The sequence below is a fragment of the Janibacter sp. FSL W8-0316 genome, assembly GCF_038004165.1.
Classification (GTDB): Bacteria; Actinomycetota; Actinomycetes; order Actinomycetales; family Dermatophilaceae; genus Janibacter; species Janibacter indicus.
In genome coordinates, this window is the sequence record NZ_JBBOQX010000001.1 from 1,575,956 (window position 1) to 1,602,868 (window position 26,913).

Sequence of the window (26,913 nt, forward strand, 5' to 3'; positions counted from 1 at the left end):
GCGTGGCCGACTCAGACGACGACCTCTTCCGCACGACCCTCGCCGCGGTCGCGCCGGGCACCGTCCTGCGCGACGGCCTCGAGCGCATCCTGCGCGGCAACACCGGCGCGCTCGTCGTCCTCGGGCACGACAAGCTCGTCGAGTCGCTGTGCACCGGCGGCTTCGACGTCAACATCGAGTTCTCCGCCACCCGCCTGCGTGAGCTGGCCAAGATGGACGGCGCCGTGGTCGTCGACGCCGGCGTCTCCCGGATTCTCAAGGCGGCCGTCCAGCTCGTGCCCGACCCGAGCATCGAGACCCTCGAGAGCGGCACCCGTCACCGCACCGCCGAGCGGGTCGCGCGGCAGACCGGCTATCCCGTCGTCTCGGTCAGCCAGTCGATGCACATCATCGCCCTCTACGTCGACGGCCGGCGGCACGTGCTCCGCACGACGCCCGAGCTGACCTCCCAGGCCAACCAGGCCATGCAGACCCTCGAGCGCTACACAACCCGCCTCAACGAGGTCACCGGCTCCCTGTCGGCCCTCGAGATCGAGGACCTCGTCACCGTCCGCGACGTCGCCGTCGTCCTCCAGCGGCTCGAGATGGTCCGCCGCATCCACGCCGAGATCGCCGAGTACGTCCTCGAGCTCGGTATCGACGGACGCCTGCTCACCCTCCAGCTCGAGGAGCTGACCGCCGGTCTCGACGACGACCTGCACGCCGTGGTCCTCGACTACCTCGACCCGGCCGGCCCGGTCGCCGACGTCGACGGGGTCCTGACCAACCTCTCGGCGCTCGACGCGACCGAGCTGCTCGACCTCGGCCACGTGGCCAAGGCGCTCGGCTTCGCCATCGTCGGAGAGTCCCTCGACGCATCGGTCAGCCCGCGCGGGCTGCGCATCCTCGGCAAGATCCCGCGCCTGCCGGGCGCGATCGTCGACCGCCTCGTCGAGCACTTCGGCTCGCTGCAGCGACTGCTCGCCGCCGGCATCGACGACCTCATGGCCGTCGACGGTGTGGGTGAGCTCCGTGCCCGCACCGTGCGCGAGGGCCTGTCCCGACTCGCCGAGAGCTCGATCCTCGAGCGCTACGTGTGACCCGCTTCCTCGTCTCGCTGCTCGCCGGGGTGCTCGTCATCGCCGGCGCCTGGGTCGGCTGGACCCGGCCCGGCAGCGTCGACGAGCTCATCGCCCGCACCGCCGACCGCGCCGTCGAGCCCTCCGGAGCCCCGATCGGCATAGGGCACGAGCCGCGCGGGTCCCGCACTGCCCGAACCGGCGCGCCCGTGACGCCTCCACCGGCGGCGGAGTCCCCCCTTCGTCCAGCACGGGGTGCGGCCATCGACCCCCGCGGCACCGACCCCGGCCGCGCCTGCTCGGTCCCCGCACCCACCGATGCACGGGGCATGGACGCGCTCTTCGCCCAGCTCGACGGGGAGCCGCGGCTGCAGGGCGGCGACCACGGCGGATCGGTGCGCCTCGCCGACGGGCGCACGATGTTCGTCTTCGGTGACACGATCCGCGACACCGACGTCGTCTCGCCCTTCATGGTCCGCAACTCCGCGCTCGTGGCCAACGGCGGCTGCCTGCGCGCGATGCGCGCCGACGACGACGGCGCCGTGATCCCCGACGAGGGCGACACCGGCTACTGGCCGATGTCGCTGCGGGCACGGGCCGTGTCCGGCGGCACCCGGGTCGAGGTCATCACCGCGGCCGTCCGCGATCTCGGGGGCCGTGACTTCGAGACCGTCGGCTCCGGCTTGGCGACCTTCGACGTCCCGACCAACCGCATGCCCAAGCTCGTCTCCCACGAGCCGCTCACCCCGACCACGACCGACCCGACGGTGCCGACCTGGGGTGCCGCGATGTGGGAGAGCGGGTCGTGGACCTATGTCTTCGGCACGGCGAGCAATGCCGACAAGACGACCGACGGCTGGACCCTGCACGTCGCGCGGGTGCCGTCGAACCACCTCGCCGACCCCTCCCGCTGGCAGTACTGGGACGGCTCCGGCTGGGTCTCCGGGCGGCCCGACGACCAGCCGGCACAGGCCGGGCGACTCATCGGGCCCGACGACGGGGTCTCCCACGTCCTCGGCGTGGTCGAGGACGACGGGTCCTGGTACGCGATCAGCAAGGAGGGAGACTTCACCGGCGACTCGCTCACCGTGTGGAAGGCGCCCACCGTCACCGGACCCTGGACCGCGCACCCGGTTCGCGACCTCGAGAGCACGAGCCGCACGCTGCGCTACACGCCGCTGCCCCACCCCGACCTGAGGATGGGCTCGGGCAAGCTGCTCGTCTCGTGGTCCGAGTCGCCGACGACGAGCGGCCCATACCACCGCGACCCATCGCTCTACCGACCGCGATTCACCGAGGTGGACCTGCCGTGAGTCCCGAGGTGACCGGAGCCGGTCCCCGGCTGCACGCCGCCGTGCTCGCGTGGTTCGACGAGGTCGGCCGCGACCTGCCCTGGCGCGACCCCGACTGCTCGCCGTGGGGCGTCTACCTCTCCGAGGTGATGTCCCAGCAGACTCCTGTCGCTCGGGTGCTGCCGGTCTGGGAACGCTGGCTCGAGCGGTGGCCGACCCCTGCCGACCTCGCCGCGGACTCCCCCGGCGAGGCGGTGCGCATGTGGGACCGGCTCGGCTACCCCCGTCGGGCGCTGCGGCTGTGGGAGTCGGCGGCGGCGATGGTCGAGCGGCACGACGGTCAGGTCCCGCGCGACCACGACGACCTGCTCGCACTGCCGGGTGTCGGGCCCTACACGGCGGCGGCCGTCGCCTCCTTCGCCTTCGGTGACCCGCGCACGGTCGTCGACACCAATGTCCGCCGGGTCCTCGCCCGGACCGTGAGCGGCACGCAGCACGCGGCGCCGGCACTCACCGCTGCCGAGATGCGTCTGGCCGATGCCTCGATGCCCGCCGACCGCGACGCGGCCAACCGGTGGAATGCCGCCTCCATGGAGCTCGGTGCGCTCGTGTGCACCGCCCGCGCGCCCCGCTGCGACGACTGCCCGGTGAGCCACCTGTGCGCCTGGCAGCTCGCCGGTCGTCCCGAGCACGACGGTCCCCCGCGGCGCGGGCAGGCCTGGCACGGCACCGACCGGCAGGTGCGTGGGCGCATCGTGCAGCTGCTGCGTGAGAGCCCCGACCCCGTGCCCCGCGGGGATCTCGACGGCACCTGGCCGGACGACCCGACCAAGGTCGAGCGGTGTCTCGCCGGGCTCGTGGAGGACGGCCTTGTCGAGCCGGCCGCAGGCGGCTACGTCCTGCCGAGGTGAGGGGTTCCCCCTTCGTCTGGCGTGGGGCTCAGAGCTGGCGGAGCATGCGCGTGTTGCCCAGAGTGTTGGGCTTGACCCGCTCGAGGTCGAGGAACTCGGCGACGCCCTCGTCGTAGGAGCGCAGCAGCTCGACGTAGACCTCGGGGTCGACGGCCTGCCCCTCGATCTCGGTGAAACCGTGCCGGGTGAAGAAGTCGACCTCGAAGGTCAGGCAGAAGAGACGCTCGACCCCGAGCTCGACGGCGTCCTGGGCCAGCGTCTCGAGCAGCGCGCCGCCGACCCCGTGCCCTAGGTGGTCGGCCGAGACGGCGAGCGTGCGGATCTCGGCCAGGTCGTCCCACATGACGTGCAGGGCCCCGCAGCCGACCACACGGCCGTCGATCTCGGCGACGCGGAATTCCTGCAGACCCTCGAAGTAGGCCACCGTGTCCTTGCTAACAAGGACCCGTCGCTCGGCGAGCGGGGCGACGAGGGCACGGATCTCGCGCACGTCGGAGGTGCGCGCTCGGCGGATGGTCACGGTCACCGGACAAACCTACGCCCCCGCCGACGAGGCGGGGGCGTAGGTCAGGTGCTCCGGAGAGCGGTGGCGCGAAGGGGGCTCAGCGCACCGTGTACTGCGGCTGCGACTGGACGTTGAGCTCGCCCATGCGGATGGTGTCCGCGCGCTTGGCCGCCGGGTCGTTGTACTTCAGCACGTCGAAGCCTCGCGCGATGTCGGAGGAGTAGACGTGACCGTTGTAGTAGTACGTCGACCACGTGCCACCGATGCCCTCGTCGGCCGGCAGCGGACCGCGCTCGAAGTACCCGAGCTCCTTGGGGTTGGCCGAGTCGGTGAAGTCCCACACGCTCACGCCACCCTGGTACCAGGACTGGACCATGAGGTCCTTGCCCTTGACCGGGATGATCGACCCGTTGTGGGCCACGCAGTTCTCGGTGTCGGTCTGGTGGCGCGGGATCTTGTAGTACGACTGGAAGGTCAGCTCGCCGGCCTCGGACAGGTCGTAGATCGCGTTGGCGCCACGGTTGGGCCCGATCGCCGCGTCGCAGGTGGCGGCACCGCCGCCGCCGAGCTCGTCGGTGAAGACGACCTTGGACGCGTCGGCGTTGAAGGTGGCCGAGTGCCAGAAGGCGAAGTTCTCGTTGTCCTGAACCTGCTCGATCACCTCGGGTGCCTCGGGGTCGGAGATGTCCATGATGATGCCGTCACCCATGCACGCGCCGGCTGCGAGGTCCTTGCTCGGCAGCGCGGTGATGTCGTGGCAACCGGTCGTCGCCGAGCGGCCGGCGATCGGCGTGGGTCCGGCGCCACCGGGGTTGCCACCGTCGGGGAAGAGGTTGGGCGTGGCGATGACGGAGGCGTCGGTCGGCGCTGCTGTGTCGACCTTGACGATCGAGATGAGGTCGTGCGGGGTCTGGCAGTCGGGGTACTGCGCCCGGGGCGAGTAGCTCGACACGTAGAGGTAGTCGGTGCCCTTGTCGGCACCCTTGCCCGGCACGAGCGTGTGCGTGTGCGAGCCGCACGCCGTCTCGACGGACTTGATGTACTTCGGGTTCTCCAGGTCGGAGATGTCGAAGATCTTGATGCCCTCCCAGCTGTCCTTGAGCGTCGCGGACTGCGAGGTCGACTCGCAGGAGTCGTCGCTGCGCGAGGAGTCGGTCGACAGGTAGAGCAGGTCGCCGGAGACAGAGATGTCGTTCTGGCTGCCGGGGCACTTCACCTGGACGATCGTCTTGGGCTTGCGCGGGTTCTTCAGGTCGATGATCGAGAAGCCGTCGTAGTTGCCGACGAAGGCCTTGTCGTCCTGGAAGGCCAGATCCGTCCCGATGCCCTCGGCGAGAGCGCCCGACGGGGCGATGTTGGCGAGGTGCTGCACGTTCTTGCTGCGGCCGATCTCGTCGGTCGCCAGGTCGGTGCCGGACACTCCGATCCGGTCGCCGGGCCCGTCGGCGGTGGCGCTGGTCGCGCCGATCCCCGACATGGCCAGGGCAGCGGCCGCGACGACGGCCAGGGTGGGTCTGCGCATGATTCCTCCACAGGTGGCGTACCGCCGGGGCGGGGTGTGCTCCGCGCGGGATTCGACCAGACTTCCGTGTCGGGCCCGGCCACGGACCCCGGACGTTTCCCCGAAATGGTCAGGATTTGGTCAGGTCAGGGCGCCGCCGACCCTCGCCCCGACCACCGGCGCCGAAGGGGGATTACCGTCGGCCTGGTGATCCGCCGCCTCTCCCCCTTCGTCCTCGCCGCCGCCCTCACCCTGGGCGCCTGCAGCGGTGACGACGCCCCCACGTCCACGGCCACCTCTCCCGACGCACCGGTCCTGCAGCCCGGCACCCCCGGTGAGCCCAACTCGTCGCTGTCCGGCACCTCCGCGGTGGCGACGCCCTCGGCGAGCCACAACCAGGCCGACGTCGACTTCCTCCAGGACATGATCGTCCACCACGCGCAGGCGGTCGTCATGGGCGACATCGTCAAAGGGCGCCTCACCGACAAGAGCGTGCGCGGCATCGCCAGCCGGATCAGCGACGAGCAGAAGCCGGAGATGAAGGGCATGGCCACGACCCTGCGGTCGTGGGGCGAGAAGGTCCCCATCGAGGCGAGCAACCCCGGCGGCAGCGGTCACGGCGGCCATGCCGATCACGCCGGCATGCCCGGGATGGCGACCCGGGCCCAGCTGGACGAGCTGCGTCGGGCGAAGGGTGCCGACGTCGACCGGCTCTACCTCGACCTCATGGTCAAGCACCACCAGGGCGCCCTCGAGATGTGCAAGACCTTGGGCAAGAAGGGCTCCGACGAGCGCACCGGTGAGCTCGGCGACGACATCAACGTCACCCAGACCAAGCAGATCGCACAGATGAAGGACATGCGGCGGCGCCTGTGACCGGCTCGGTCACAGGCGCTGCGCGCCGTGGGACGAAGGGGGCCTCAGCCGGCCTTCGTGAGGTGCCCGACGACCCGGGGCAGGCCATCGTCGAGCGCCGAGCCCCACGTCTTCATGTTGTGCCCGCCCTCGGGGTAGACCCGGTACGTCCGCGGGACCCCGGCTGCCTGCAGCTGCTGGGCGAAGTAGAGCGTTAGCGGGGCAACGACGTCCTCGTTGTCGTCGAGGTTGAAGCCGTTGACGGGGTTGAGGTCGCCCAGGCCGGTGTAGAGGTTGACCTGCATGCCGCGGTAGCTCTCGACCCGGGACTGCGGGTTGTGTGCCCGGCGCGACCCCGAGGCCGGTCACCGCCGCAGTCGTCAGGGCGGCGCCGAGGAGCGCGCGGCGCGTCGTCATCTTCGTCCTGCCTGGTGAGGTGTCCATGCCATCCACCGTGGATCAGGAGCGTGCCGGTTGCACGTAGCGAACGCTTCAACGATCTCTTGACGACTGCCCGGTCCCGCCCTACGTTTTATTCAACCGGTTGGTTGATTAAGGAGCGCGCGATGAAGGACGACACCGAGGAGCGACTTTCCCGGGCCTTCGCCGCGCTCTCCGACCCGGTCCGGCGGGACATCGTCACCCGCCTCACGGTCGGTGACGCCACCGTCAACGACCTCGCCGCCCCCTACGACATCAGCCTCCAGGCCGTGAGCAAGCACCTCAAGGTCCTCGAGGAGGCCGGCCTCGTCAGCCGGCGCAGGGAGGCCCAACGCCGTCCGGTCCACCTCGAGGCCGATGCCCTGGCCACGATGACCGGCTGGATCGAGCGGCACCAACGACGGGCCGAGGAGCGCATGGCCCGCCTCGAGGAGGTCCTGGCGGACCTCCCTTCGCCCCACCCGGGCACCACGAGCACAGGAGCAGACCGATGAGCACCCAGCCCAGCACCGACCACATCACGACCGCGACGATCGAGGCCGACCCCGAGGTCCCCGTCGTGCGGATCACCCGCGACTTCAAGGCGACCGCGGCGCAGCTGCACCGCGCGCACACCGACCCCGAGCTCTACAAGCGGTGGGTCGGGCCCGACGAGCTCGACACGATCATCGACCACTGGGACGCGCGCACCGGTGGCAGCTACCGCTTCACCAATGTCGCGAAGGAGGGCAGCGAGCGGCGTGTGCAGGGCGACACCGAGGAGTTCCACTTCTTCGGCAGCTTCCACGAGGTGCGCCCCGACCGGATCGTCCAGACCTTCACCTACGAGGGCTTCCCCGACGGGGTCTCGCTCGACACGATGACCTTCGAGGACCTCGGCGACGGCTGGACGCGCGTCCACGGCCACTCGCTCCTGCCGACCTTCGAGGCGCGCGAGATGATGCTCGCCTCCGGCATGGAGATCGGCATCAACGAGGGCTATGCGGCACTCGACGCGATGCTCGACGCCGGGGAGGTCGCGTGACCTCGTTGTCGTCGCTGTCCGTCGCCGACCGCTACCGGTCGGCGGCGGACGCCTTCGCGCGACGGGTGGCCGGCACGACCGACTGGGACGCCCCGACGCCGGTCGCGCAGTGGCGGGCCCGTGACGTCGTCGGTCACCTGACGACCTGGCTGCCGGCGCTCCTGGCGTCCGGCTGCGAGGTGCGCCTTTCCCCCGTGCCGTCCGCCGACGTGGACCCGGTCGGCGCGTGGGCCGGTCTTGACGCGCAGCTTCGATCGCTGCTCGACGACCCGGCGACCGAGCAGGTCGTCTTCGAGCACGAGCACATCGGCCGGATGCAGCTGCCGCAGATGCTCGACCAGTTCTTCACCAGCGACGTCGTCTTCCACACCTGGGACCTCGCCCGCGCCACCGGCCAGGACGACCGGCTCGACCAGGACTACCTCGCCGAGGCACTGGCGGGGATGCAGGCCCAGGCCGAGATGATCCGGGCGTCCGGGCAGTTCGGCGAGCAGCAGACGGAGCCCGACGACGCGAGCGTCCAGGAGCGCTTCTTCGCCTTCATCGGGCGGGACCCGCGCTGGTCTCCGCCGGCGGGCTGAGCCCGGACCGCCCTCGATCTCCGCAAGACCCTAGGGTTTTGCGGAGATGGGGGGCATGACGAAGGCCGCCGCCGAGCGCGTGGCGCCCCAGGCACGACGAAGGGGAGGTGGCCAGTGATCTGGCCACCTCCCCTTCGCGCCCCTCGAGACGGCGCTGGCGCGCCTCCTCGGGGAGCGGTCATGCGGGCCGTCAGTCGGCGGAGCCGTCGCCCGCCTCAACGAGCGGGACGTCCAGCTCGCCGACCTTGGGCGCACCCTTGAAGGTGAACTCCGCGTCCTTGCCCTCGCCGGTCGCGTCGACCGCGACGATCTCGCCGGAGACGAGCTCGCCGTAGAGGATCTTCTCGGAGAGCACGTCCTCGATCTCGCGCTGGATCGTCCGCTTGAGCGGGCGGGCGCCGAGGACCGGGTCGTAGCCGCGCTTGGCGAGCAGGGCCTTGGCCGCGGGCGTGAGCTCGATGCCCATGTCCTTGTCCTTGAGGCGCTTGTCGAGCTTGGCGACCTCGAGGTCGACGATCTCGACGAGCTCGTCCTGGCTCAGCTGCGGGAAGACGATCGTGTCGTCGACGCGGTTGAGGAACTCGGGGCGGAAGTGGTTCTTCAGCTCGTCGGTGACCTTGGCCTTCATCCGCTCGTAGTCGGTGCGCTGGTCGGTGCCGGAGGTGAAGCCCATGGCGCCCTTGGAGATGTCCCGCGTGCCGAGGTTGGTCGTCATGATGATGACGGTGTTCTTGAAGTCGACCATCCGACCCTGCGAGTCGGTGAGGCGGCCGTCCTCGAGCACCTGCAGCAGCGAGTTGAAGATCTCCGGGTGCGCCTTCTCGACCTCGTCGAAGAGCACGACGGAGAAGGGCTTGCGGCGCACCTTTTCGGTGAGCTGACCGCCCTCGTCGTAACCGACGTAGCCGGGGGGCGAGCCGAAGAGGCGGCTGACCGTGTGCTTCTCGGAGTACTCCGACATGTCGAGGGTGATCAGGCTGTCCTCGTCGCCGAAGAGGAACTCCGCCAGCGCCTTGGCGAGCTCGGTCTTGCCGACACCGGTGGGGCCGGCGAAGATGAACGAACCGCCGGGGCGGCGCGGGTCCTTCAGGCCGGCGCGGGTGCGCCGGATCGCCTGCGAGAGCGCCTTGATCGCGTCGTCGTTGCCGACGACCCGCTTGTGCAGCTCGGCCTCCATGTTGAGCAGTCGGGTCGACTCCTCCTCGGAGAGCTTGAAGACGGGGATGCCGGTCGAGGCGGCGAGCACCTCGGCGATGAGCTCCTCGTCGACCTCGGCGACGACGTCCATGTCGCCGGCCTTCCACTCCTCCTCGCGGCGGGCCTTGTCGGCGAGCAGATTCTTCTCGTCGTCGCGCAGGCTGGCGGCCTTCTCGAAGTCCTGGCCGTCGATGGCCGACTCCTTCTCGAGGCGGACCTTGGCGATCTTGTCGTCGAACTCCTTGAGGTCGGCGGGGGCCGTCATCCGACGGATGCGCAGTCGCGCGCCCGCCTCGTCGATGAGGTCGATCGCCTTGTCGGGGAGGAAGCGGTCGTTGACGTAGCGGTCGGCCATCGTCACGGCGGCCACGATCGCCGGGTCGGTGATCGTCACCTTGTGGTGCGCCTCGTAGCGGTCACGCAGGCCCTTGAGCATCTCGATGGCGTGGGCCAGCGAGGGCTCGGCCACCTGGATCGGCTGGAAGCGACGCTCCAGCGCCGAGTCCTTCTCGATGTGCTTGCGGTACTCCTCGAGCGTCGTCGCGCCGATCGTCTGCAGCTCACCGCGGGCGAGCATCGGCTTGAGGATGCTCGCGGCGTCGATCGCGCCCTCGGCGGCACCCGCACCCACGAGGGTGTGGATCTCGTCGATGAAGAGGATGATGTCGCCGCGCGTCTTGATCTCCTTGAGCACCTTCTTCAGGCGCTCCTCGAAGTCACCGCGGTAGCGGCTGCCGGCGACGAGGGAGCCGAGGTCGAGCGTGTAGAGCTGCTTGTCCTTGAGCGGCTCCGGCACGTTTTCGTCGACGATGTCCTGGGCGAGGCCCTCGACGACGGCGGACTTGCCGACGCCGGGCTCACCGATGAGGACGGGGTTGTTCTTGGTGCGGCGGGAGAGCACCTGCATGACCCGCTCGATCTCCTGCTCGCGACCGATCACCGGGTCGAGCTGGCCCTCGCGGGCGGCCTGGGTGAGGTTGCGGCCGAACTGGTCGAGGACGAGGGAGCCGGCCGGCTGACCCTCGGCGGGACCGGCGCCGGCGCCGACACCCGCGGCCTGGCCCTCCTTGCCGCCCTGGTAGCCCGAGATGAGCTGGATGACGGTCTGGCGCACGCGGCCGAGGTCGGCACCGAGCTTGACGAGGACCTGGGCGGCGACGCCCTCGCCCTCGCGGATCAGGCCGAGGAGGATGTGCTCGGTCCCGATGTAGTTGTGGCCGAGCTGGAGCGCCTCGCGCAGCGACAGCTCCAGGACCTTCTTGGCGCGCGGGGTGAAGGGGATGTGGCCCGACGGCGCCTGCTGGCCGGGACCGATGATGTCCTGGACCTGCTCGCGGACGGCGTCGAGGGAGACGCCGAGCGACTCCAGCGCCTTGCTGGCGACGCCCTCGCCCTCGTGGATGAGGCCGAGGAGGATGTGCTCGGTGCCGATGTAGTTGTGGTTGAGGAGGCGTGCCTCCTCCTGGGCGAGGACGACGACCCGGCGGGCCCGGTCGGTGAACCGTTCGAACATGGGATCTACCCCTTCACGTGGTGCTCTGACCTCGATGCTAACCGTGCCCGCTCCCTGAGCCGGGGGGCGAGCCTCTCACGGGGTCACAACGCGGCGTCCTCCCAGCCTGTTCCACGAGGCGAAGGGAGGGGCGCGGTGTTCGCTCTCAGCGGACGGAATGCCTACCCCGGTGATCGAGGCGCGAGGCCGCCCGCGGCCGAAGCCTCGAGATCAGGGGGCCGGGACGTCGATGACGACGTCGAAGCCGAGCAGCTCGGCGCCGGTGGCCACGGGCTTCTTGCCCTCCCCCGCGTGCGCGGCCCGGGCATCGCCGTCGCGCCAGGCCGCGAAGGACTCCTCGTCGGCCCAGCGGGTGACGACGAAGTAGCGGTCGCCGCCCTCGGTCGGGCGCAGCAGCTGGAAGCCCTCGAAGCCCGGGGCGTCGTCGACGGTGCCCTTGCGCTCGGCGAAGCGACGCTCGAGCTCCTCCCCCGCGTGGGCGGGGACGCTGATGGCGTTGATCTTGACGATGCTCATGAGGTGACCCTAACCGCCTGCTGCGCCGCCACGGTCGCCGCCCGGACGATGCGCCACCACAGCACGAGGGCCACCACCGCGATGACGGCGTTGATCTGCAGGGACATGACCCAGCCGTCGACGTCACCGGCATCGGCCAGCACGCCCCCGGAGGTGTCGCGGACCGACCCGAGACCCATGAGCAGCCAGGCGATCCACCAGGGCCAGAAGCTGCTCACCCGCGACCCGAGGGCGCGACTGGCGTCGGCCACGACCTGGTAGGGGAACCAGAGGTTGACGATCGGCACCACCCAGCCGGCGACAGCCCACCAGCGGGCGCGTCGCTGCAGATGGCCGGCGCCGGCCCACTCCACGACGCCCCGGAGGCCGAGCAGCCACCAGCCGGTCGTCACGAGGCTGGCCAGGAGCGCCAGACCGCCCAGACCGATGAAGAGCCCGGCGAGCAGCATCGCCGGGGTGGTGGCTGCGGGCCCCTCCACCCAGGCATGCAGCTCGTCGCGCCGCACGGTCACGACAGCGGCCGCGGCGACCCAGGACGCGGTGAGCGTCAGGGCGGTCGCGAGGGCCGCGTGACCGGCGACCGTCGGAGCCGGGGGCGGCGGGCCGACCGGCGTGGTGACTTCTTCGGCGAAGGGGCTGGTGACGTGGATCCGTGGCATGACGATGACGCTAGGTCGGCCCAGAGGCCTTGGCGCGGCGAGCGCGGCGCGCCTGTGGACAACTCCGGCGAAGGGGGTCAGTCGCCGGCGACGGCGACCTTGGCGGCGCGGGTGGCCGCCCGGACGATGCGCCACCACAGCACGAGACCGACGACCGTGAGGGCCGCGTTGAGCTGCATGCCGGTCACCCACACCTCGACGTCGTGGGCGCTCGTCCACTCCTCGCTGCGCGGCGAGGAGACGAAGCCGGTGCCGGTGCTGATGAGCAGCCAGGCGATCCACCAGGGCCAGAAGGTCCCCACCCGCGAGCCCAGGGCACGGCTGCTGTCGGCGACGAGCTGGTAGGGGAACCAGAGGCTGACGATCGGCACGACCCACGCGGCCAGCGCCCACCAGTCCGAACGACGGTGGCGGTAGCCGGGCGCCGCCCAGTCGGCGACCCGACGCAGGTCGACGAGCCACCACGCCGTGGCGACCCAGGCGGCGAGGACGGCGAGCAGGCCCGCCCTGGCCAGCGAGTTGACCGCGTCGAGGGCAGGTGGCAGGTGGTGCGGGTCGTCGACCACGAGCTCGAGGTCGTCGAGGCCGAGGGTGACGACACCTGCCGCGGCCACCGTGATCGCCGTGACGACGAGGGACGTGGCGAGCACGACCGCGCCCACTCGGCTCGGCGCCCGTGGCACCTGCGCGACCGACACCTCACCGACCCCTGCTGCTGTCTCCCCCAGAGCACTCATGCATCCAACCTAGGCCCCGAGCCACCACGAGGTGCGCAAGCGCTCCATGGCCTCCCCGGCCCACCGCCCTACGCTCGACCCCATGCGCACGGTCTTCGACCCCACCGACCCGGGCACCAACGCCTACGACCTGCTGACGAGCATCGTCGTGCCGCGGCCGATCGCCTGGATCACGACCGTCGGCGCCGACGGTGTCGGCAACCTCGCCCCGCACTCCTTCTTCAACGTCGCCTGCGCGCGACCGCCGATGGTCAGCTTCACCTCCGTCGGCCGCAAGGACACGCTGCGCAATGTCCTCGCGACGGAGCACTTCGTCGTCAACCTCGTCTCGGAGGACCTGGCCGAGTTCGCCAACGCGAGCAGCGCTCCCTTCGACCCGGAGGTGGACGAGGCACAGGCCGTCGGCGTCCGGCTCGAGCCGAGCGATGTCGTGCCCGTCCCCCGCGTCGCCGACTCGGCGACCTCGATCGAGTGCCGACTGCACTCAAGCACCGAGCTCGGCGACAGCCACCTCGTCATCGGCGAGGTCGTCGCCATCACCGTGCGCACCGATGCCCTCGTCGACGGACGACCGACGATGGACGCGCTGCGGCCGGTCTCGAGGCTGGGCCGCGACGAGTGGGGGCACTCCCCCGAGGTCTTCCGGCTGGAGCGGCCGCGGCGGGCGTGAGTCAGCTGCGGCGCTGGCAGTTGCCGCACCAGTAGAGCGTGCGGCCGGCGACATCCTTGGCCCTCACCTTCGAGCCGCAGACCACGCAGGCCTCGTCGGTGCGCTTGTAGACGTAGCTGGTCCGCTCCGTGAGGTGCACGTCCTCCCCCTTCGCCAGGGCGGCCTCGACCTGCTCGACCTGCTCGTCGACGGTGACGATCCGGCTGGTCGCGACGCCGAGCGGCAGCAGCCGGCGCAGGTCCGCCCAGATGAGGTCCCACGAGGCCCGCTTGAGGCGCTCCCCCGGCGTCACGGGGTTGATCCGGTGCCGGTAGAGGACCTCGCAGCGGTAGACGTTGCCCACGCCGGCGAGCACGTCCTGCTCCATGAGCAGCGCCGCGATGGACTTGCGGGAGCGGCGGATCCGCTCCCAGGCAGGCCCACCATCGGTGTCCCGCAAGGGATCCGGGCCGAGCTTGGCGTGGACCGCCTCCTCCTGCTCGGGGGTGATGACGGCACAGGTCATCGGGCCGCGCAGGTCCGCGACATGCGTGTCCGTGGCGATGCGGCACCGGACCTGACCGATGACCGGCCGCTCACCGACGTAGGCGGCATCGTCGATGGTGAAGGTCCCGATGAGCCCGAGGTGGACGTGCAGGACGCGGTCGCCGGCGAACTCGACGAAGAGGTGCTTGCCGTGGGCCCGCGCCTCGACCAGCTCGTGGTCGGTGAGCAGCGCGGCGCCGGAGGCGAAGCGGCCCTGCGGGGACGACACCTCGACGACCTGGCCGGCAAAGGTGGCATGCAGGTCGCGGGCGATGCGGTGGAGGGTGTGGCCTTCGGGCATGACGAAGGGGGGTCAGCTCGCCTTCTTCTTCGCAGCCGTCTTCTTCGCAGCAGTCTTCTTGGCCGTGGACTTCTTGGCCGTGGACTTCTTTGCGGCGGTCTTCTTCGTCGCCGCCTTCCTCGCGGGGGCCTTCGTGGCGGCCGACTTCTTCGCCGTCGTCTTCTTCGTGGCCGCCCTCGCCGACGTCGAGGAGCTCTCGCCCCGGGCGGTCTTGGCCTTCTCGACCGAGCGGGCGAGGGCAGCGAGCAGGTCGACGACCTCGCCGGACTCCTCCTCGTCGGCCGCGACCTGCTGGACCTCTCCCCCGTCGACCTTGGCCTTGACGAGGGCCTCGACGGCGAGCGCGTAGTCGTCCTCGAACTCGTCGGGGTCGTAGTCACCGGCCAGCTCGTCGATGAGCATGCGCGCCATCGACATCTCCTTGTCCGACAGCTCCTGGTCCTCGACGCTCGCGAAGTCGGCCGAGCGGATCTCGTCGGGCCACAGCATCGTCTGCATGACGATGACGCCGTCGCGCACGCGCAGCACGGCCATCGTCATCCGGCTGCGGATCGACACGGTGACGACCGCCATGCGCCCCTGCGCCTCGAGCGCCTCACGGAGCAGGACGTAGGGCTTGGTCGCGGTCTTGTCCGGCTCGAGGTAGTAGCTCTTGTCGAGGAGCATCGGGTCGATCTGGTCCTCGGGCACGAACTTCTCGACGCTGATCTCCTTGTTGCTGCGCGTGGGCAGGTCGGCCATGTCCTCGTCGGTGAGGATGATCATCTGACCGTCCTCGGTCTCGTAGCCCTTGGCGATGTCGTCGTAGGCGACCTCGTCGCCGTCGATGCTGCAGAAGCGCTTGTAGCGGATGCGGCCACCGTCGGTGCGGTGCACCTGCCGGAACTGCACGTCGTGGTTTTCGGTCGCGGAGTACAGCCGGACCGGGACGTTGACCAGGCCGAAGGAGACGGCACCCTTCCAGATCGCGCGCATGCCGCCAGCCTACGCGGGTTACCCCCATAGGATCAGGCTCGTGCCCAGGGGGGCACCTCGCCACCGAACGAAGGTCCGACCATGCCTCGTCGCGTCACCACCACCATCGCCTCGCTCTCGGTCGCCGCACTCGGCGCCGCAGTGCTCACCTCGACCGCCTCAACCGCCTCGGCCGCGCCGAGCGGCGCCGCCGCGACCTCCGCCGTGCCCGGCGTCCCCATCTCCTGCTCCGCGAGCTTCCAGGCCTACAGCGCCCCGGGGTCGCTCTACTGGTACGAGTACCGCAACGGTCGCGCCACCTCCACCCGGGTCAGCAGCAACACCCTCGGCTGGCAGCCGACGGCGCACCAGCAGCTCGGAGCAGCTGGCGACGACACCGGCTTCTTCAGCGCGGAGCTCGCCACGAGCAAGGGCGGCAAGCTCATGCAGATCCGTCGCGACGGCAAGCTCGTCAACGGGAAGTGGTCGGTGTCGCAGCAGGCCCAGACGCTCAAGAGCAGCGGCTGGACAGGCACGCGCGCCTTGGCCAACGGACCGCGTCTGTACCGTTTGCACGGTTCGACCCTCACCCGCTACACCGTGAGCGGACCGACCTTCCCCAAGGCCACGGTCTCCGGCGCGATCCGGGTCGGCACCGGCTTCGGTGGAGTGCGCACGCTCGTCTTCGACCGCAGCGGCGTCAGCAACGGCAAGACGATCGACGTCTTCCTGGCCACCGACCGCTCAGGGCGTCTGCTCGAGTACCGCTTCGAGCGCACCGCCCCGACGAGGTGGACGACCAAGGTGCTCAAGTCGTCGGGCTTCGCCAACGTCCGGGCCCTGACGACCGCGCCCTGCGGCTCCAAGGGCCGCTCCATCGGCACCATCACCGACAACGACACGATGCGCGTCTACTACGACGCCACCAGCACCGACAGCTCCGGTGCGGACATCAAGGGCGGTTGGACGGGCAAGGGCGGCCTGACGCTGCCGGCCTTCGGCCAGTGACCGACCGCACCTGATCGCCGCCCTCGCGCCACCCGGCGCGGGGGCGGCGTGCGTGTGCGGCCCTATGACGCGCGTCGGGCGAGCGCCTCCGCCACCACGTGCTCGGCGATCGCCAGCGCCGAGGTCGCCCCGGGCGAGGGTGCGTTGCGCACGAGCACGACCCGGTCGGTGCCGGTGATGACGAAGTCGTCGACGAGCCGACCGTCCGCACCCATCGCCTGGGCGCGCACCCCACGGGTGCCCCGCACCGCGCCGGAGGTGTCGAGCGCCGGTACGTACCTGCGGGCCTCGGCGACGAACTGCCGCGAGCTGAGCGCGGTGCGCGACTCCCGCACCGCGGCCGCGAGGTTGCCCGCGGCGAAGCGCCAGAAGCCGCTGAAGCCCACGACGTCGAGCACGTCGGCGGGCACCGGGAGGGTGCGCCGGTAGGACTCCCGCCCCAGCGACAGGAAGGCATTGGGCCCCAGCGTCAGCACCCCGTCGACGCGCGGCGTGACGTGCACCCCGAGGAAGGGGTAGCGCGGGTCCGGCACGGGGTAGACCATGCCGCGCACGACGTCACGCTGCTCGCGCGGCAGGACGAAGTAGTCCCCGTAGAAGGGCACGATCCGCGGGGTGCGGTCCTCACCGAGCAGACCCGCCAGGCGGTCGCTCTGCAGGCCGCCGCACACGACGACCAGGTCGTACTCGTTGCCGTCTCGCGCCCCCTTCGCCGTCGTCGTCACCCGCACGCCGGTGCCGGTGTCGGTGAGCCCGACGACCTCGTGGCCCAGGCGCAGCCGGCCACCGGCGGCAGTGAGCTCGGCCGCGAGCGCCCGGGTGACGGCCGGGTAGTCGACGATCGCCGTCTGCGGCGAGTGCAGCGCGCGCACACCGGTGGCGGCCGGCTCGATCTCGCGCAGCCCGTCGGCGTCGACGAGGCGCGCGCCGGGCACGCCGTTGGCCACGGCGCGGGCGTGCAGGTCGTCGAGCCGGGCCGCCTGCACCGCGTCGAGGGCGACGACCACCTTGCCGCACTCGTCGTAGGCGATGTCGTGCCGCTGCACGAAGTCCTGCAGCAGACCCACCCCGCGCCGGCACAGCGTCGCCTTGAGGCTGCCCGGCTCGTAGTACAGACCCGCGTGGACGACCCCGCTGTTGTGCCCGGTCTGGTGGGCGGCGAGGTGCTCCTCCTTGTCGAGCAGGGTCACCTCGGCGTCGTGCTCGGTGGCCAGGTGCCGGGCAACGGCGGTGCCGATGATCCCGCCGCCGACGACGGCCACCCGCAGTGAGGAGCCCATGCGCGACAGCATCCCACGCGGCTCGGCGCCACGGACCGGGCAGGATGGACCCATGCGTCCGATGCTCGCCACCCTTGCCGACGGGGTGCCGCGCGGCCCCGAGTGGGCGCACGAGGTCAAGTGGGACGGCATGCGCGTCCTCGCCGACGTCCGCGGCGGCGGACTCACCCTGACCAGCCGGTCCGGTCGCGACGTGACGGTCTCCTTCCCCGAGCTCGTCCCGCTCGCCGACCTCTACGACGACATGCTCCTTGACGGTGAGGTCGTCTCCCTCGTCGACGGGCGGCCCAGCTTCGGGGCCCTGGCGGAGCGCATGCACGTCGGCGACGCCCGCAGAGCGGCCCGCGCCGCGGTCGCGCACCCGGTGACCTTCGTCGTCTTCGACGTCGTGCGCCTGCTCGGTCAGGACCTCACCCGTCAGCCGTGGTCGACGCGTCGCACCCTCCTCGAGCAGCTCGAGCTCGACGGCCCGCGCGTGCACGTCCCGCCCGTCCACGACGACGGCGAGACCCTGCTCGCCGCGACCGCCGATCAGGGTCTCGAGGGCATCGTCTCCAAGCGCCGCACCTCGGCCTACTCCCCCGGCCGGCGCTCCCCCGACTGGCTCAAGCTGCCCCACCGCGACAACATCTCGGTCGTCGTCGGCGGCTGGCGCCCCGAGACCGACGGCACCCGCCTGGGTGCCGTACTCGTCGGGCTGCCGGGTGCCGAGGGGTGGGACTTCGTCGGGCGGGTCGGCTCAGGCCTCGCCGGCCGGGCCGGCGCCGCCCTGCTGGCGCGACTGCGTCCGCTCCAGGTGACGGACTCCCCCTTCGCCACGCAGGTGCCGCGCGAGGACGCTGCCGGAACCACCTGGGTGGCCCCACAAATCGTCGTCGACGTCGCCAGCCTGGGCCGAAGTAGCGGGGGGCGGCTGCGGCAGCCGTCCTTCCAGCGGGTGCGCGCCGACCTCACGGCCACCGACCTGCAGGAGACCACCGATGGCTGACCCCAAGGGCACCGTCACCCGTGTCGAGGTCGGCGGCCGCACCGTACGCCTCACCTCGCTCGACAAGGTCATGTACCCCGCGACGGAGACGACGAAGGGGGAGATCCTCAGCTACTACGCCCGCGCCGGGGAGACCGTCCTCGCACACCTCGCGGGCCGCCCCGTCACGCGCGTGCGGTGGCCGCACGGGACGGGTGGGGAGAGCTTCTTCGAGAAGAACCTGCCCTCCGGCGCCCCGAGCTGGCTGCCGCGGGTGCGCGTCCACGACGTCACCTACCCGCTCGTCGAGGACCTCGCGCAGCTGACCTACCTCGTCAACCTCAACAGCATCGAGCTGCACGTGCCCCAGTGGCGCGTCGACGACGAGGGCACGCCGCTCAACCCCGACCGCCTCGTCATCGACCTCGACCCGGGCAAGCCCGCCGGGCTGCACGAGTGCTCCCGGGTCGCGCTCCTGCTGCGCGAGCGGCTCGGCGGGCTCGGCCTCGAGATGCACCCCGTGACCTCCGGCAGCAAGGGGATGCAGCTCTACGCGCGGCTCGGCGGCGACCTCACGAGCGACCAGGTGCGCGACCTGGCCCAGCAGCTGGCGCAGGAGATGACGCGCAAGCACCCCGACCTCGTGCTGTGGAAGATGACCAAGACGCTGCGCCCGGGCAAGGTCTTCCTCGACTGGAGCCAAAATGTCGCGGCCAAGACGACCGTGTGCCCCTACTCGATGCGCGGACGGGACGACCCGTGGGTCGCTGCGCCGCGCACTTGGGACGAGGTCGAGGCCGGCGCCGAGGACCCCGACGCCCTCGAGCAGCTCGACATCGAGCAGGTGCTCGACCGTCTCGAAGAGCACGGCGACCTGCTTGCGCCGGTGCTCGACGACTGAGCCGGTCGGCGCGGGCCCCTGCCGGTCTACCTCTGCCCGGCGCTACCCCTGCGTCGCCGAGGTGCGCGCGAGCGAGGCGACGATGCGCAGCCGCCGCGGCGAGGCCGCCGCCCGCTACGCCCCGCCTCTGTCTGCGGGTGAGCGCAGTCGCGGGCACCCCGCGCACGGAACGCATCCGGGCAGCGCGTAGATCAAGCAGCACGAGCGCCGCTGCGGCGGAGACTCGCCTGCGACCCGGGCGAGGGCCATCTGCCAGAGGTCCTCTGCCATGCCGAGCCGCTGCCGGCTGCTCATCCGGGTCGGGGTCGGCAGCCGCGTGGCGATGTCGGTGGCCGTCGCGAGGTAGCCGGCCCGAGCGACCTCGAGCCGCTCCTCCTGGTCGACGAGGAGCCGGTCGTCCGCAGCACGCAGCTGGACGGCGACCGGGTAGAGATAGGTCGGGTGAAGTTCGATCGACCACCGACCGGCGTCCGCGTCGAGCGCGACGTGGCTGACGGCGGCGGCCGTGGCGATCGTCGACGCGATCGGATCGAGCAGGTACTGCAGGACGAAGGCCCCCGGCATCCCCGGTGGGGCGGTCCCGGACTGGGCGATCGTCAGGTCGCGGTAGGTGTCGATCCAGCCCGGCGCGATCCGCAGCGCATCGGCCAGGGGAACACCGAGGTCCGGGTCACCGGTGTCGGCGACCCGGACCTCGAGGACGGCGAGATGCCGGGAGAGCTGCGCGGCCAGGGCCCGCAGCTCGTCGGTCGTCAGCCCGCTCAGCCGTTGGCCTTGGCGTAGGCGTCGCGCACCTTCTGGCTGATGCGCCCGCGGTCGGAGACGTCGTGGCCGTTGGCCCGGGCCCACTCGCGGATCTTGGCCAGCTCGTTGCTGCTGGAGCGCGAGGAGGAGGCCGACGAGGTCGAGCGACGACCGGCGACGCGACGGCCGGCTCCGACATAGCCGGCGAGGGCGTCACGCAGGGCCTGGGCGTTGGAGTCGTTGAGGTCGATCTCGTAGGTCACGCCGTCGAGACCGAAGGTGACCGTCTCGGTGGCGTCACCGCCGTCGATGTCATCTTCGAGGATGACCTGTACGCGCTGTGCCATGGATGCCTCCATTCGTGAGAAATAACTGTCATTTCCCACGATAGTCATCCATGGGGCGAAGAATCCATTTCGGAGGAGGAATTCGTCGATTCTCCGTCATTCTTCTGGTGCTCCGCCTTCCAGTCGGCGAGCGCCTTTCGTTCACGCCGATCTGCTTCCATCATGTAGCGAATGATCCAGTAGAAGAGGAATGCGACGCCGACGGTGGGCAACAATGCGGCCGCATAGGGCCAGTACTCGGTGATGAATTCCATGTCAGGCCTCGGGCTTGAGGTGCGGGAAGAGAATGGTCTCGCGGATGCCGACACCGGTGAAGAACATGACCATCCGGTCGATACCGATGCCGATACCGCCCATCGGCGGGGCGCCGTACTCGAGCGCCCGCAGGAAGTCCTCGTCGAGCTGCATGGCCTCGGGGTCGCCGGCCGCCGCGGCGAGCGACTGCTGGGTGAGCACCTCGCGCTGGACAACCGGGTCGACGAGCTCGGTGAAGCCGGTCGCCCGCTCGACGCCGGCGATGATCAGGTCCCAGGCGTCGATGAGGCGCGGGTCCTCGTCCTTGCGCCGGGCCAGCGGCTGGGCCTCGGCCGGGTAGTCGCACACGAAGGTGGGCTGGAGGATCGTCGGCTCGACGAGCTCCTCGAAGAGCTCCATGACGACCTTGCCCTGGGGCAGAGCGGGGTCGATCTCGAGGTCGCGCTCGGCCGCGAGCGCGAGCAGCTCCTCGACCGGGGTGTCCGGCGTGATCTCCCGACCGAGGGCCTCGGACAGCCCCGGGTAGACCGACAGCCACCGCCACTCGCCGTCGAGGTCGACCGTGCCCTGCGGGGTCTCGACGGTGCGCGAGCCGATGGCATCGGCGACCGCGAGGTAGATGCGGCGGGTCAGCTCGGCCATGGTGCGCTGGTCGCCATAGGCCTCATAGGCCTCGAGCATCGTGAACTCGGGACTGTGCGTGGAGTCGACGCCCTCGTTACGGAAGATGCGGCCCATCTCGTAGACCTTGTCGATGCCACCGACGACCGCCTTCTTGAGATTGAGCTCGAGGGCGATCCGCAGTGACATGTCCTGCGAAAAGGCATTCATGTGGGTGCCGAAGGGGCGTGCCGCGGCACCGCCGTGGACCAGCTGCAGCACCGGGGTCTCGACCTCGATGAAGCCCTCGCCGTCGAGCGTGGAGCGCACCGCACGCAGCGCGGCGGCCTTGGTCCGCACCATGTCGCGCGCCTCCTGGCGCACGACGAGGTCGGCATAGCGCTGACGCACCCGGCTCTCCTCGGAGAGCTCCTTGTGCAGGACGGGCAGGGGCCGCAGCGCCTTGGACGCCAGCTCCCAGCTCGTCGCCATGACCGACAGCTCGCCGCGGCGGGAACGGATGACCCGGCCCGTGACGGTGACGTGGTCACCGAGGTCGACGTCGGACTTCCAGGCCGCGAGCGACTCCTCGCCGACCTCGGCGAGCGAGAGCATGACCTGCAGCCGGGTGCCGATGCCCTCCTGGAGCGCGGCGAAGGCGAGCTTGCCGGTGTTGCGAACGAACATCACCCGGCCGGCGACGGTGACGACGTCCTGCGTCTCCTCGCCGGTCTCGAGGTGCTGCCAGGTCTCGTTGACCGCGGCCAGGGTGTGGGTGCGGGCGACGCCGGCGGGGTAGGCCTGCTTGCCGTCGGCGAGGATGCGGTCGCGCTTGTCGCGCCGGATGCGCATCTGCTCCGGCAGCTCGTCGTCGGCAGGGGTCTCGATGGGGGCGTCGCTCACGGGGCACCACGATATCCGCGCCCCCCTCCCCTCCCCGAATCCCGCCCGTCAGTCCCTCGACCGCAGCAACTGCCAGGCGAGCAGGCCCGCTGCCGCGGCGAGGGCGAGCGGCCCGACCCCCTGGGCGTGCGCGGCGAGGACGAGCAGCCCGACGGCCAGCGCCAGATCCGTGCCGTGGACGATCGAGCGCACGAGCCCGGTGGACAGCGGCCCCGCCGGGGTGGCGAGCACCAGCCCGAGCTCGGCCGGCGGCGGCTCGGCGGCGCGGACCGCGGCGGCGGTCGCCCCGAGTCCCACCGCGAGCGGCGCCCACCACGGGAGCCCGAGCGGCAGCAGGGCCACGGCGGCACCCACCCCCGCCACGACGAAGGGGGGCACCGCCAGTGCTGTAGCCACGGCCGCGGGGTGGGCCGGGACGGCCCGGCGCAGCCCCGGGGTCGACACCCAGGCCATCAGGCCCCCGCCGCCGACCCGGGCAAGGACGAGCCCGACGACCGAGGTGACGAGCATCCCCGCGAGATGACCGAGGAGCAGGCCGACGACGAGGGCGACGCCGCACCCGAGGAGGGCGCCGAGGACCCGCGACCAGCGACGCTGCAGCGCGCGGACCTCGACGACGAGCCAGCCGGTGACCGCTCCCCCGGTGCCCGGCCTGCTGGGGTGGCGCCCGCGACGCCCCACCCGGCGTCGGGAGGAGAGCACCTCGAGGGCGGTGGGGTCGAGCATGAGCGTCGAGGCACCGACCGCACCGGTGACCTCGCCCGCCCGTAGCAGCTCGGCGTCCGGCACGGCCCGAGCGGCTCGCCCCGGCAGCACCGCGCCGCCTTGGCGCCAGAGCGCCAGCGCGGTGAGGAGCACGGCCACCACGGCACCCGCGAGCGCGCACGCGGCGATCGGCGCCACCGGGGCGGACTCCCGCCCCAGCCCGACGACGAGGGCAAACCCGGCGAGCACTCCCCAGGCCGCGGTCGCGACGACGGCGACGAAGCCCACCCGAAGGATCCCTCCGCGCAGCAGCACGCCCCGGTCGGCGGGCGTCGACAGCAGCCACGTCGCCTGCCCCCGATCGGCCCAGGCGGGTCCGGCCGCCCGCAGACCGAGCATCGCGGCGATGCTGCCCAGCAGGGCCATCCCGCCCGCGAGCCACAGGTGGTGCGCGTCGGTCAGGCAGGTCGCGGTGGCGCAGTCGGGACGCAGGATCGACGGTCCGGTGGCGGCGAAGAGCATGACGAGCAGGGTCGCCGTGACGAAGAGCCCGACGTACCAGTCCTGCAGGACCTGCCCCCAGCCCGCGGCATGCATGCCTCCGCGTGCCGCGCGCAGCGCCTCCCGGGCGCCGGCGCGGTCCTCCGCCGGCGCCGCGCCCTTCGCCGCCCACTGGTCAGCGGCCGCCCGCTCAGGCATCGCCCTCGATCTGCACGACCCGGGCTCCGCTGCGCGCCACGACGTCAGGGTCGTGCGAGGCCACGAGGACCGCTCGGCCGGTCGCCGCGTGGGCGGCGAGCCAGTCCCCCAGCCACGCGCGCCCGGCGTCGTCGAGCCGTTGCTCGGGCTCGTCGGCGACGAGCAGCGCCCAGGGCCGCACCATCGCCGAGGCCAGCGCGAAGCGCTGCGCCTGCCCGGAGGAGAGGGTCGTCGGCAGCTGGTCGGCGACGTGCTCGATGCGCGCCTCGTCGAGGGCGCCGGCGACGACCTCGGCCACGCCCTCGACCCCGTGGGCGCGGGCCAGCAGGTCGAGGTGCTCGGCGACGGTGAGGTCGGGCAGCAGGCCGAGGTCCCCGAGGACCGTGCACAGCGCCCGTCGGGTCTGCGGCACCCGCGTGTCCAGCCGCGCCTCGCCGAGGTGCACCTCGCCCGCGTCGGGCGTCTCGAGGCCGACCAGGCACCGCAGCACCGTCGACTTGCCGACGCCGTTGGGCCCGACGAGGGAGACGACCTCACCGGCGGCGACGTCGAGGTCGAGGTCCTCGACGACGACGCGGCCGCCGTAGGCCTTGGTCAGTCCCCGGACGCTCAGCACGTCAGACGAGGTCCAGCGCGAGGTCGACGATCGGCGAGGAGTGAGTCAGCCCGCCGACGCTCATCCAGTCGATGCCGGTGGCGCCGTAGTCGGCCGCGACCTCGAGCGTCAGCCCCCCGGTCGCCTCGATCTCGATGCTCTCGCCGCGCTCCGCGCCCCAGGCCCGCGCGGCGGCCACCGTCTCGCGGAGCAGGTCGAGGGACATGTTGTCGCACATGAGGAAGCGCGACCCGGCCTCGAGAGCCTCGATCGCCTCGGCCGTCGTGGTCACCTCGACCTCGACGGTCACGTCGGGGAATCGCTCCCGGATCGCGGCATAGGCCGCCCCCACTCCGCCGGCCGCGATCTTGTGGTTGTCCTTGACCATCGCGACGTCGAAGAGCCCCATGCGCTTGTTGGTCCCTCCGCCGCAGCGCACCGCGTACTTCTCCAGCGCGCGCAGACCCGGCGTCGTCTTGCGGGTGTCGAGCACGGTGCACCCGGTGCCCGCGAGCGCATCGGACCACCGCTGCGTGTGGGTCGCCACCCCCGACAGGCGCGAGAGGATGTTGAGCACGGTCCGCTCGGCCATGAGCACCTGCCGCAGCGGCCCCCGCAGCTCGGCCACGACGTCGCCACGCTCCAGCGCCGTCCCGTCGGCGATCCGCACGTCGAGCGAAGGGGGGACCCCTCCCGTCCGCGCAGCCACCTCGTCGAGGACGAGGGCGATGACCGGCCCACCGGCGAGGACCCCGGGGGCGCGGGCGACGACCTGACCGACGCCCACCTGGTCGGCCGGGATCGTCGCGGTGCTCGTCACGTCGAGCGACTGCGGCCCGAGGTCCTCGTCAAGGGCGGTGGCGACGACGCGTCGCGCGTCCGGCTCGGGGAAGTGCTCGGTGCTCACTGCTCGCCCTCCTGCGGCTCGTCGGTCTCGTCCTCGTCGTCGGCAGGCCACGCCAGGTCGACGTCGAGCTTGATGACGGCGAGCTCGCCGTCACCGGGGTCGCGCACGTGGAGCAGGTGCGCGGCCCAGGTCTGGTCGTCGTGGTGCGGGTGGTCGCGGCGCACGTGCCCACCGCGGGTCTCCTCGCGCAGGTGGGCGGCGGTCGCCAGCGCCTGCCCCAGGTGGAGCAGGTTGGTCGTCTCCCAGGTCTGCGGCCCGGGCTCGGCCTCGGTCGCCGGGCGGGCGGCCAGCTCCGCGAGCTCGGCCAGCGATCCGGCGGTCGAGTCGGCCGAGCGCAGCGGGCCGACCCCCCGTGTCATCACCTGCTGCACCTCGCGGCGGTGCGCGGCGTCGAGGAGGGCGGTCCCCCCTTCGGTCGTCGGCTCCTGGAGCGGCAGCTCGCCGGCCGCCAGCCGGGCGGTGAGGTCCTCGGCGATGCGGTGGGCGAAGACCAGACCCTCGAGCAGCGAGTTGCTCGCGAGCCGGTTGGCGCCGTGGACCCCGGTGCACGAGGTCTCGCCGCACGCATAGAGACCGGGCAGGTTGGTGCGGCCGCGCAGGTCGGTGCGCACCCCGCCGGAGGCGTAGTGCTGGGCGGGGGCCACCGGGATCGGCTCGGTCGCCGGGTCGATGCCCAGCTCGCGGCAATGGGCGACGATCGTCGGGAAGCGCTGCTCGAGGAAGTCGCCACCGAGGTGCCGCGCGTCGAGGAAGACGTGGTCGGTGCCGGTGGCCTCCATGCGCTCGAGGATCGCCCGGGCGACGACGTCTCGCGGGGCGAGGTCGGCCATCGGGTGCAGGCCGGCCATGAAGGCCTCGCCCGCCGCGTCGACGAGTCGGGCACCCTCGCCGCGGACGGCCTCCGAGACGAGCGGCTGCTGGCCGGTCGCTCCGTCGCCGAGGTGCATGACCGTCGGGTGGAACTGCACGAACTCGAGGTCGGCGAGGGCCGCCCCGGCACGCAGGGCCGCGGCCATGCCGTCACCGGTGGCGACCGACGGGTTGGTCGTCGCGGAGTAGATCTGGCCGAGGCCGCCGGTCGCCAGGACGACCGCCCGGGCACGGGCCGCACCGACGCCGTCGATCTCGCCCTCGCCGATCACGTGCACGGTGGCGCCGCACACGCTGCCGTCCGCCGAGGTGAGCAGGTCGACGACGAGCGCGTGCTCGATGACCTCGATGCCTGGGTCGGCCCGCACGGCCTCGAGCTGGGCGATGAGCGCCCGGGAGATCTCGGCGCCGGTGGCGTCACCGCCGGCGTGGGCGATCCGGTCGCGGTGGTGCCCCCCTTCGCGGGTCAGGGTGATCTCGCCGCTGGCGTCGCGGTCGAACTGCGCCCCGAGACCGATGAGCTCGTGCACCCGGGCCGGGCCCTCGGTGACGAGCACCTCGACGGCGTCCGCGTCACACAGACCGACCCCGGCGACGAGGGTGTCGTCGAGGTGCTCGGCCGGGGAGTCCTCCGGCGCCAGGGCGGCGGCGATCCCGCCCTGGGCCCACGCGGTCGACCCCTCCGACAGCCGGGTCTTGGTGACGAGCAGGACGCGGTCGACCTGCTCGCGCAGGCGCAGGGCACAGGTGAGGCCGGCGATGCCGGAGCCGACGACGAGGACGTCCGCCTCGCTCGTCCACCCCGGCGCGGGCGAGCCGAGGTAGCGCGGCACGACGACAGCCGCCGGCTCGGGCCCAGGTGCCTGCATTGCCCCGGGGGAATGCAGAGTCG

General features: G+C 71.8%; 29 protein-coding genes. 11 read left to right on the plus strand and 18 right to left on the minus strand.

What is annotated here, in order from left to right; all coding sequences use genetic code 11:
- Nucleotides 1–2: 2 nt before the first annotated feature.
- The 3 genes from disA to NYE39_RS07735 are packed head-to-tail and all read left to right on the plus strand — an operon-like array spanning nt 3 to nt 3,261.
- Entirely contained in the window at nt 3–1,079 is a 1,077-nt protein-coding gene (gene disA, locus NYE39_RS07725; RefSeq protein ID WP_341012317.1) for a DNA integrity scanning diadenylate cyclase DisA, read from the plus strand.
- Nucleotides 1,076–2,371 carry a hypothetical protein gene (locus NYE39_RS07730; RefSeq protein ID WP_341012318.1) on the plus strand — a complete coding sequence of 432 codons (1,296 nt, stop codon included), beginning with the start codon at nt 1,076–1,078 and terminating at the stop codon, nt 2,369–2,371. Before disA ends, NYE39_RS07730 begins: the two co-directional genes overlap by 4 nt.
- Complete coding sequence (locus NYE39_RS07735) at nt 2,368–3,261, plus strand: A/G-specific adenine glycosylase (protein WP_341012319.1); 894 nt, start codon at nt 2,368–2,370, stop codon at nt 3,259–3,261. The genes NYE39_RS07730 and NYE39_RS07735 overlap by 4 nt, the downstream gene beginning before the upstream one ends.
- Nucleotides 3,262–3,289: 28 nt before the next feature.
- Here NYE39_RS07735 and NYE39_RS07740 read toward each other — a convergent pair whose 3' ends face one another.
- Nucleotides 3,290–3,787 (minus strand): amino-acid N-acetyltransferase, encoded by a 498-nt coding sequence (locus NYE39_RS07740; RefSeq protein WP_185220796.1) that lies wholly within the window; start codon nt 3,785–3,787, stop codon nt 3,290–3,292.
- Nucleotides 3,788–3,863: 76 nt separating this feature from the next.
- Nucleotides 3,864–5,288, minus strand: a complete 1,425-nt coding sequence (locus tag NYE39_RS07745; protein WP_341012320.1) for an LVIVD repeat-containing protein — start codon at nt 5,286–5,288, stop codon at nt 3,864–3,866.
- A gap of 186 nt (nt 5,289–5,474) precedes the next feature.
- On the opposite strand from NYE39_RS07745, the gene NYE39_RS07750 reads away from it, so the two are divergent.
- On the plus strand, nt 5,475–6,143 hold the full coding sequence (locus NYE39_RS07750; protein WP_341012321.1) for a DUF305 domain-containing protein: 669 nt from the start codon (nt 5,475–5,477) through the stop codon (nt 6,141–6,143).
- Nucleotides 6,144–6,187: 44 nt separating this feature from the next.
- Here NYE39_RS07750 and NYE39_RS07755 read toward each other — a convergent pair whose 3' ends face one another.
- On the minus strand, nt 6,188–6,427 hold the full coding sequence (locus NYE39_RS07755) for a hypothetical protein (protein WP_341012322.1): 240 nt from the start codon (nt 6,425–6,427) through the stop codon (nt 6,188–6,190).
- A gap of 261 nt (nt 6,428–6,688) precedes the next feature.
- On the opposite strand from NYE39_RS07755, the gene NYE39_RS07760 reads away from it, so the two are divergent.
- From NYE39_RS07760 to NYE39_RS07770, 3 genes are read left to right on the plus strand one after another with little or no spacing between them, the layout of a single operon-like run.
- Nucleotides 6,689–7,057: an ArsR/SmtB family transcription factor gene (locus NYE39_RS07760; RefSeq protein ID WP_341012323.1), complete on the plus strand. Its 369-nt coding sequence runs from the start codon at nt 6,689–6,691 to the stop codon at nt 7,055–7,057.
- The gene (locus NYE39_RS07765) at nt 7,054–7,587 is read left to right on the plus strand and encodes an SRPBCC family protein (protein WP_341012324.1); all 534 of its coding nucleotides are present in this window, start codon (nt 7,054–7,056) and stop codon (nt 7,585–7,587) included. Before NYE39_RS07760 ends, NYE39_RS07765 begins: the two co-directional genes overlap by 4 nt.
- On the plus strand, nt 7,584–8,168 hold the full coding sequence (locus tag NYE39_RS07770) for a TIGR03086 family metal-binding protein (RefSeq protein WP_341012325.1): 585 nt from the start codon (nt 7,584–7,586) through the stop codon (nt 8,166–8,168). Before NYE39_RS07765 ends, NYE39_RS07770 begins: the two co-directional genes overlap by 4 nt.
- A gap of 190 nt (nt 8,169–8,358) precedes the next feature.
- Here the strand turns inward: NYE39_RS07770 and NYE39_RS07775 are convergent, their stop codons facing one another.
- From NYE39_RS07775 to NYE39_RS07790, 4 genes are all read right to left on the minus strand, one after another.
- Complete coding sequence (locus NYE39_RS07775) at nt 8,359–10,878, minus strand: ATP-dependent Clp protease ATP-binding subunit (RefSeq protein ID WP_341012326.1); 2,520 nt, start codon at nt 10,876–10,878, stop codon at nt 8,359–8,361.
- Nucleotides 10,879–11,088: 210 nt separating this feature from the next.
- On the minus strand, nt 11,089–11,394 hold the full coding sequence (locus tag NYE39_RS07780) for an antibiotic biosynthesis monooxygenase family protein (protein ID WP_341012327.1): 306 nt from the start codon (nt 11,392–11,394) through the stop codon (nt 11,089–11,091).
- Nucleotides 11,391–12,053, minus strand: a complete 663-nt coding sequence (locus NYE39_RS07785) for a DUF4328 domain-containing protein (protein WP_341012328.1) — start codon at nt 12,051–12,053, stop codon at nt 11,391–11,393. Before NYE39_RS07785 ends, NYE39_RS07780 begins: the two co-directional genes overlap by 4 nt.
- A gap of 77 nt (nt 12,054–12,130) precedes the next feature.
- A complete protein-coding gene (locus NYE39_RS07790) occupies nt 12,131–12,790 on the minus strand; it encodes a DUF4328 domain-containing protein (protein ID WP_341012329.1) in 660 nt (219 codons plus the stop codon).
- 82 nt (nt 12,791–12,872) lie between these two features.
- On the opposite strand from NYE39_RS07790, the gene NYE39_RS07795 reads away from it, so the two are divergent.
- Complete coding sequence (locus NYE39_RS07795; RefSeq protein ID WP_341012330.1) at nt 12,873–13,460, plus strand: flavin reductase family protein; 588 nt, start codon at nt 12,873–12,875, stop codon at nt 13,458–13,460.
- A 1-nt stretch (nt 13,461) separates the two neighbouring features.
- On the opposite strand, the gene NYE39_RS07800 is transcribed toward NYE39_RS07795, so the two are convergent.
- A complete protein-coding gene (locus tag NYE39_RS07800; RefSeq protein ID WP_341012331.1) occupies nt 13,462–14,286 on the minus strand; it encodes an Fpg/Nei family DNA glycosylase in 825 nt (274 codons plus the stop codon).
- 12 nt (nt 14,287–14,298) lie between these two features.
- Entirely contained in the window at nt 14,299–15,261 is a 963-nt protein-coding gene (gene ku, locus NYE39_RS07805) for a non-homologous end joining protein Ku (RefSeq protein ID WP_341012332.1), read from the minus strand.
- A gap of 81 nt (nt 15,262–15,342) precedes the next feature.
- Between ku and NYE39_RS07810 the strand changes: the two genes are divergently transcribed.
- Nucleotides 15,343–16,248, plus strand: a complete 906-nt coding sequence (locus NYE39_RS07810; RefSeq protein ID WP_341012333.1) for a hypothetical protein — start codon at nt 15,343–15,345, stop codon at nt 16,246–16,248.
- A gap of 62 nt (nt 16,249–16,310) precedes the next feature.
- Here the strand turns inward: NYE39_RS07810 and lhgO are convergent, their stop codons facing one another.
- The gene (gene lhgO, locus NYE39_RS07815; protein ID WP_341012334.1) at nt 16,311–17,528 is read right to left on the minus strand and encodes an L-2-hydroxyglutarate oxidase; all 1,218 of its coding nucleotides are present in this window, start codon (nt 17,526–17,528) and stop codon (nt 16,311–16,313) included.
- Between the two features lie 52 nt (nt 17,529–17,580).
- Between lhgO and ligD (NYE39_RS07820) the strand changes: the two genes are divergently transcribed.
- Both ligD (NYE39_RS07820) and ligD (NYE39_RS07825) read left to right on the plus strand, forming a co-directional pair.
- On the plus strand, nt 17,581–18,516 hold the full coding sequence (gene ligD / locus NYE39_RS07820; protein ID WP_341012335.1) for a non-homologous end-joining DNA ligase: 936 nt from the start codon (nt 17,581–17,583) through the stop codon (nt 18,514–18,516).
- Complete coding sequence (gene ligD, locus NYE39_RS07825; protein WP_341012336.1) at nt 18,509–19,396, plus strand: non-homologous end-joining DNA ligase; 888 nt, start codon at nt 18,509–18,511, stop codon at nt 19,394–19,396. Before ligD (NYE39_RS07820) ends, ligD (NYE39_RS07825) begins: the two co-directional genes overlap by 8 nt.
- A 114-nt stretch (nt 19,397–19,510) precedes the next feature.
- Here the strand turns inward: ligD (NYE39_RS07825) and NYE39_RS07830 are convergent, their stop codons facing one another.
- The 8 genes from NYE39_RS07830 to NYE39_RS07865 all read right to left on the minus strand — a co-directional run bounded on the left by NYE39_RS07830 (nt 19,511) and on the right by NYE39_RS07865 (nt 26,890).
- Entirely contained in the window at nt 19,511–20,245 is a 735-nt protein-coding gene (locus tag NYE39_RS07830; RefSeq protein WP_341012337.1) for a (2Fe-2S)-binding protein, read from the minus strand.
- A complete protein-coding gene (locus NYE39_RS07835) occupies nt 20,158–20,487 on the minus strand; it encodes a histone-like nucleoid-structuring protein Lsr2 (RefSeq protein ID WP_072626324.1) in 330 nt (109 codons plus the stop codon). Before NYE39_RS07835 ends, NYE39_RS07830 begins: the two co-directional genes overlap by 88 nt.
- 44 nt (nt 20,488–20,531) lie before the next feature.
- On the minus strand, nt 20,532–20,741 hold the full coding sequence (locus NYE39_RS07840; protein WP_341012338.1) for a lysyl-tRNA synthetase: 210 nt from the start codon (nt 20,739–20,741) through the stop codon (nt 20,532–20,534).
- A 1-nt stretch (nt 20,742) separates the two neighbouring features.
- Nucleotides 20,743–22,194 carry a lysine--tRNA ligase gene (lysS, locus tag NYE39_RS07845; protein ID WP_143445612.1) on the minus strand — a complete coding sequence of 484 codons (1,452 nt, stop codon included), beginning with the start codon at nt 22,192–22,194 and terminating at the stop codon, nt 20,743–20,745.
- A gap of 99 nt (nt 22,195–22,293) precedes the next feature.
- Nucleotides 22,294–23,649, minus strand: coding sequence for a hypothetical protein (locus NYE39_RS07850; protein WP_341012339.1), 1,356 nt, complete (start codon nt 23,647–23,649; stop codon nt 22,294–22,296).
- Nucleotides 23,642–24,265, minus strand: coding sequence for an ABC transporter ATP-binding protein (locus NYE39_RS07855; protein WP_072625444.1), 624 nt, complete (start codon nt 24,263–24,265; stop codon nt 23,642–23,644). Before NYE39_RS07855 ends, NYE39_RS07850 begins: the two co-directional genes overlap by 8 nt.
- 1 nt (nt 24,266) lies before the next feature.
- A complete protein-coding gene (gene nadC, locus NYE39_RS07860) occupies nt 24,267–25,151 on the minus strand; it encodes a carboxylating nicotinate-nucleotide diphosphorylase (RefSeq protein ID WP_341012340.1) in 885 nt (294 codons plus the stop codon).
- The gene (locus NYE39_RS07865) at nt 25,148–26,890 is read right to left on the minus strand and encodes an L-aspartate oxidase (protein ID WP_341012341.1); all 1,743 of its coding nucleotides are present in this window, start codon (nt 26,888–26,890) and stop codon (nt 25,148–25,150) included. The genes nadC and NYE39_RS07865 overlap by 4 nt, the downstream gene beginning before the upstream one ends.
- Between the last annotated feature and the right edge of the window lie 23 nt (nt 26,891–26,913).